This window comes from Pantoea sp. CTOTU49201 (assembly GCF_032054795.1).
In the GTDB taxonomy this organism is placed as follows: domain Bacteria; phylum Pseudomonadota; class Gammaproteobacteria; order Enterobacterales; family Enterobacteriaceae; genus Pantoea; species Pantoea symbiotica.
In genome coordinates this window covers 1-5,158 of record NZ_DAMBSA010000340.1, presented here as the reverse complement: position 1 = coordinate 5,158, position 5,158 = coordinate 1, and the positions used below count along the sequence as shown (strand labels likewise).

Here is a 5,158-nt window from a genome sequence, read left to right as displayed (position 1 = left end):
CATACATAATCAAATCGCCATCCAGTTCCAGCTTGATGCCGCTGGCGCGCGCAATTGCCGCCTGGAATGCCGCGTTGCGACTGGCGTACCAACCGGCGTTGAAATCAGCAAAGCGATAGAGCGGCTGGCTATAATCGGCTGGATAGCCGAGCAGATGCAGCGTGCCGAAATAGATACCACCGCGACGGGTGAAGACTTCGCGACGAATCGAGCCGTCAACCGCATACGGATAGCCTTTGGCGTGCGCTTCCGCAAACTCAATGCTGACCTGCATCGGCCCGCCGGTATGAATCGGGTTAAGGTTGCCAAACAACTTCTGCCCCATCGGCACCATATCAATGAAATCATCAAAGATGGCGCTCAGCTCTTTCTCACTGCGCACTTTATCCAGACGCGCGGCATAGCTTTCACCGTTCGGCGATTTAATTAGCAGTGCAGTACGCACCAGAAATGCCGGAACGTGAACTTTAGCGGCGCGGCGATCGATTTCGCCCCAGGCGATTTTCGGTAAGCCCGGCACTTCCGCATCAGCACTGAAGTTGGATTCCTGATCGGTAACGGCAATCACTGCGCAGATATTACTGACGCTGGCATCGATTTGCTGCACGCGGAACGCGGTATAGATGTCGTCGGCCCAGGCGGATTTCTGCTTCACGTCGCTGGGCAACAACTGCTGGATTTGGCTTTTAACATCGGCGGGCTGACGTACAGGCACCTGCGGCTCTTTTTTGGTGCTACAACCAACCAGCACCAGCGCAGCCAGCAATGCTGCGCCTTTCATCATCTTGCTCGTGTTCATCCTGCTCCCTGACGCCAACAAAAACCGTACCTTAACGTTTTCAGTGGCCTGCCGCTATCGGAGCCGGAGGATTTTGCGCGCTAGCTCCAGCGCTCAGCGGCCTGATGATCGCTGTCGCGGGCATCGACCCAGCGATCGCCTGCAGCGGTGGCTTCGCGCTTCCAGAACGGCGCACGGGTCTTCAGGTAATCCATGATGAACTCGGTAGCGGCGAATGCGCTGCCGCGATGCGCGCTGCTGACGCCCACAAACACGATCTCATCGCCGGGAAACAGTTCGCCAACGCGATGAATTACCGTGACCTGCTGCAACGCCCAGCGTTGACGCGCATCTTCAACGATATCGGCCAGCGCTTTTTCCGTCATGCCGGGATAGTGTTCCAGCGTTAAGGCCGCCACGCTGGCGCCAAGATTGTGATTGCGCACTTTGCCGGTGAAGGTGACAACCGCGCCATCGCTGTCATGGGCGGCGAGTTTTTCGTACTCTTCGCCGACGTTGAAAGGTTCTGATCCCACACGAATCCGCGTTTCCATCATCAGCCTCCGGTCACCGGCGGGAAAAAGGCCACTTCATCACCGGCACGCAGCGGATGAGTCATCGGCACCAGCGTTTGGTTTACCGCCGCCAGCAACTTGCCAGACTCCAGCGCCAGCGCCCAGCGATCGCCCTTCTCCGCTAACGCCGCGCGCAATGTCGCGACGTCCTCATATTCTGGAGCCAAATCAAGTGAGCTGGTGCCGGTCAATTCACGCACCTGAGCAAAAAATAGCACCTTAATCATGGCTCACCGCCTTGAAGTCGCCGGACTTGCCACCGCTTTTGCTCAGCAAACGCAGCTGGTCGATGACAATGTCTTTTTGCACCGCTTTGCACATGTCATAGATGGTCAGCGCCGCGACGGACGCCGCCGTCAACGCTTCCATCTCGACGCCGGTTTTACCGGTCAGACGACACAGCGAGGTGACGCGCACGCGATTGTGCTCGGGTTCAGCAATCAAACTGACTTCCACTTTGCTCAGCATCAGCGGATGGCAGAGTGGAATCAGTTCCCAGGTACGTTTTGCCGCCTGAATACCGGCGATGCGCGCGGTGGCGAAGACGTCACCTTTGTGATGGCTGCCGTCAATAATCATCTGCAGCGTTTCGGCGCTCATCAGCACCAGTGCTTCGGCCTGCGCTTCGCGCACCGTTTCGGTTTTACCTGAGACATCCACCATGTGGGCTTCGCCAGCGGCATTGATATGAGTTAACGATGACATGCTTACAACTTCTTCAAATGTGAGACGAAATTACACGGACGCGTACGTGCATCCAGCTGATCTTCAATAATGCGTTCCCAGGCGCTGCGGCAGGCGTTGGTCGATCCCGGCACGGCAAAAATCAGCGTCTGATTGGCTAATCCGGCCACCGCGCGCGACTGCAGCGTCGAGCTGCCGATCTCTTCATAGGAGATCATGCGGAACAACTCGCCAAAGCCTTCGATTTCGCGGTCCAGCAGCGGCAGCAACGCTTCTGGCGTGCTGTTTTTACTGTTGAAACCGGTACCGCCGTTAACGATCACCACTTGCACATCATCGCTGGCAATCCAGCGCGACACCGTGGCGCGAATGCGATAGCGGTTATCCGGCACAATCGCGCGATCCACCACCTGATGCCCGGCTTCCGCCAACGCTTCACGCAGATAATCGCCGGATGTGTCATTGCTGGCATCGCGGCTATCCGAGACGGTCATCACCGCCACATTTAAGGCGACAAATTCGCCAGAAGGTTTACCCATGGCCGTAACTCCTGTGTTTAGCCACCAATAAAGGAGAGATTTTGTGTGATGCCGGTGTTGCCCTGATGCAGGAAATGCGTCTGCTTTTTCTGTCCAAGGCTGTGCGCAATGCGTGCCTGCAACGCATCTTGCTGATCGTCAGAGGCCAGCAGATCGCGCAGCGACACGCCGCCATCGCCAAACAGGCACAGATGCAAATTGCCCAGCGCCGAGACGCGCAGGCGGTTGCAGCTGGCACAAAAATCTTTCTCGTACGGCATGATCAGGCCCACTTCGCCCTGATAATCGGGATGACGGAACACCTGCGCTGGGCCGTCGCTGCGGCCGCGCGGCTGGCGTTGCCAACCTTGCATGATCAGCTGATCGCGAATCACTTCACCGGAGATGTGATGACGGCGGAACAGATCGCTGCCTTCGCCGGTTTCCATCAGTTCGATAAAGCGCAGTTGAATCGGTCGCAGGCGCAGCCACTCAAGGAAGGTGCTGAGACTGTGGCTGTTCACATCGCGCATCAGCACGCTGTTCACTTTCACCTTCTCGAAACCGGCATCAAAGGCGGCGTCGATTCCCGCCATCACCTCGGCAAATTTGTCCTGGCCGGTAATGGCGTGAAACTGGCGTGCGTCGAGGCTATCGACGCTGACGTTGATGTGAGTGAGACCGGCAGCGCGCCACGCACGTACGTCACGCGCCATGCGGTAACCGTTGGTGGTCATCGCGATCTGGCGAATAGCGGCGTTTTCTCGCACGGCGGCGATGATGTCGGTGAAATCGCGACGCATAGAAGGTTCGCCGCCCGTCAGGCGCACTTTTTCCGTGCCCGCAGCCGCAAAGGCACGCGTCACGCGACGAATCTCATCCAGCGAGAGAAAGCTTTTATTGTTCGAACCGTTCGGCTTGTAGCCATTCGGCAAGCAGTAGGTACAACGGAAGTTACACACATCCGTGACCGACAGGCGCAGATAGTAAAAGCTGCGCGCGTAGGCATCTGTAAATTGTGGCACCTGAACACCTTTCCAAAGTCGGGAGATGCAGTCATTTCTTTCTGCACCCTGGCAGCTCAAGGCTGCGGCCTGCCTTCCATATCTTTAACGACTTAGGAAACCAGGCTTGGGAGTTTGTTGTCATTATGGACAACACGGTTAAAACGAATGGTAGCGCGATTAGCGATTCGCATCCATCAGTGAATTTCGCTATATATCTTGATGTATAACGTGTTTTTCACCGCATTTTCGCGACAGGATACGGTAAAATGCATCACAGATATTGATGCACATCAGTTCAACTACGCCTCAACGCGAGGACGTCAGTGACAAAGGAGAAACATGAATCGAACCCTGGCAGATTTGGACCGCGTAGTGGCATTAGGTGGCGGACACGGTTTGGGCCGCGTGATGTCGGCGCTGGCACCGTTAGGCTCGCGCTTAACCGGCATTGTCACCACCACCGATAATGGCGGATCCACCGGCCGCATTCGCCGCTCGGAAGGCGGCATTGCGTGGGGCGATATGCGCAACTGCATAAACCAGTTGATTACCGAACCCAGCGTCGCCACCGCGATGTTTGAGTATCGCTTCACCGGCAATGGTGAGTTGGCCGGCCACAACCTGGGCAACCTGATGCTGAAGGCGCTCGATCACCTGAGCGTACGCCCGCTGGAAGCCATCAATATCATTCGTAATCTGCTTAAGGTTGATGCGTTTCTGATCCCGATGTCGGAACAGCCGGTCGACCTGGTGGCGCAGGATGGCGAAGGCAACATGGTGTACGGCGAAACCGCGATTGATGAGATGAAGCAGCCGCCAGAAGAGTTGATGTTGCATCCCAACGTGTTGCCGACCCGCGAAGCGATTGAGGCAATAGGCGAAGCGGATTTGATTCTGATTGGTCCCGGCAGTTTTTACACCAGCCTGATGCCGATTCTGCTGATGGAAGATATGGCGCGCGCGCTGCGTCGCACGCCAGCCACCATGGTGTTTATTGGCAATCTGGGCCGCGAACTGAGCCCGGCGGCAGCCAGCCTGAATGTGGCCGATAAGTTGGCGATCATGGAGAAAGCGATTGGCAAGCGAGTGATTGATGCAGTGGTAGTCAGTCCGGCCGCCGATATTCGCGGCGTGGAAGAGCGTTTAATCATTCGCGAACCGCTGGAAGCCGCCGACATCAAATATCGCCACGACCGCCAGCTGCTGCGTATCGCGCTGGAACACGCCATTCAGGCCGTTTAATTTCCAGGTGCGCATGAATGCGCACCCTACGAAAACCACGCTGAATTCCTGTAGGGTCGCCATTTATGGCGACCTGAATACAACCATCACGAAGCCGCAATAAACAGCTCGCGCAGTTGATGCAACTGATCGCGCACGCTGGCGGCTTCTTCGAACTCCAGATTCTGCGCGTGTTGCTGCATCTGCCCTTCCAGCTCGTGAATTTTCTTCTGCATCGCCTGCGGCGTAAGCGCCATATAGTTGGCTTCGGCTTCTGCCGCAGTGCGTGACGCGGTTTTGCCTTTGCCACGCGTTTTCACCACGTTTTTGCCGAGCTCAAGAATATCGGTGATCTTCTTGTTGAGCCCTTGCGGC

Annotated in this window: 8 protein-coding genes and 1 riboswitch; of the genes, 1 reads left to right on the top strand and 7 read right to left on the bottom strand. The window is 56.6% G+C overall.

What is annotated here, in order from left to right:
* The 6 genes from RTY00_RS19415 to moaA all read right to left on the bottom strand — a co-directional run.
* The coding region (locus RTY00_RS19415) for a DUF1615 family protein (RefSeq protein ID WP_312665607.1) at positions 1 to 799 on the bottom strand (799 nt) is incomplete at its 3' end.
* Positions 800 to 879: 80 nt separating this feature from the next.
* Positions 880 to 1,335 carry a molybdopterin synthase catalytic subunit MoaE gene (gene moaE / locus RTY00_RS19410; protein ID WP_179451517.1) on the bottom strand — a complete coding sequence of 152 codons (456 nt, stop codon included), beginning with the start codon at positions 1,333 to 1,335 and terminating at the stop codon, positions 880 to 882.
* Positions 1,335 to 1,580, bottom strand: a complete 246-nt coding sequence (gene moaD, locus RTY00_RS19405; RefSeq protein WP_312665605.1) for a molybdopterin synthase sulfur carrier subunit — start codon at positions 1,578 to 1,580, stop codon at positions 1,335 to 1,337. Before moaD ends, moaE begins: the two co-directional genes overlap by 1 nt.
* Complete coding sequence (gene moaC, locus RTY00_RS19400) at positions 1,573 to 2,058, bottom strand: cyclic pyranopterin monophosphate synthase MoaC (RefSeq protein ID WP_312665603.1); 486 nt, start codon at positions 2,056 to 2,058, stop codon at positions 1,573 to 1,575. Before moaC ends, moaD begins: the two co-directional genes overlap by 8 nt.
* Positions 2,059 to 2,060: 2 nt before the next feature.
* The gene (moaB, locus tag RTY00_RS19395; RefSeq protein WP_101763177.1) at positions 2,061 to 2,576 is read right to left on the bottom strand and encodes a molybdenum cofactor biosynthesis protein B; all 516 of its coding nucleotides are present in this window, start codon (positions 2,574 to 2,576) and stop codon (positions 2,061 to 2,063) included.
* A 17-nt stretch (positions 2,577 to 2,593) separates the two neighbouring features.
* Positions 2,594 to 3,580, bottom strand: a complete 987-nt coding sequence (gene moaA / locus RTY00_RS19390; protein ID WP_008102699.1) for a GTP 3',8-cyclase MoaA — start codon at positions 3,578 to 3,580, stop codon at positions 2,594 to 2,596.
* A riboswitch (molybdenum cofactor riboswitch) is annotated at positions 3,570 to 3,705 on the bottom strand. Its footprint overlaps the gene before it by 11 nt.
* 196 nt (positions 3,706 to 3,901) lie before the next feature.
* Here moaA and yvcK point away from each other — a divergent pair.
* On the top strand, positions 3,902 to 4,804 hold the full coding sequence (gene yvcK / locus RTY00_RS19385) for a uridine diphosphate-N-acetylglucosamine-binding protein YvcK (RefSeq protein WP_008102701.1): 903 nt from the start codon (positions 3,902 to 3,904) through the stop codon (positions 4,802 to 4,804).
* Between the two features lie 86 nt (positions 4,805 to 4,890).
* Here the strand turns inward: yvcK and RTY00_RS19380 are convergent.
* Positions 4,891 to 5,158: UvrB/UvrC motif-containing protein (locus RTY00_RS19380; RefSeq protein ID WP_312665598.1), on the bottom strand; the 268-nt coding region annotated here is incomplete at its 5' end.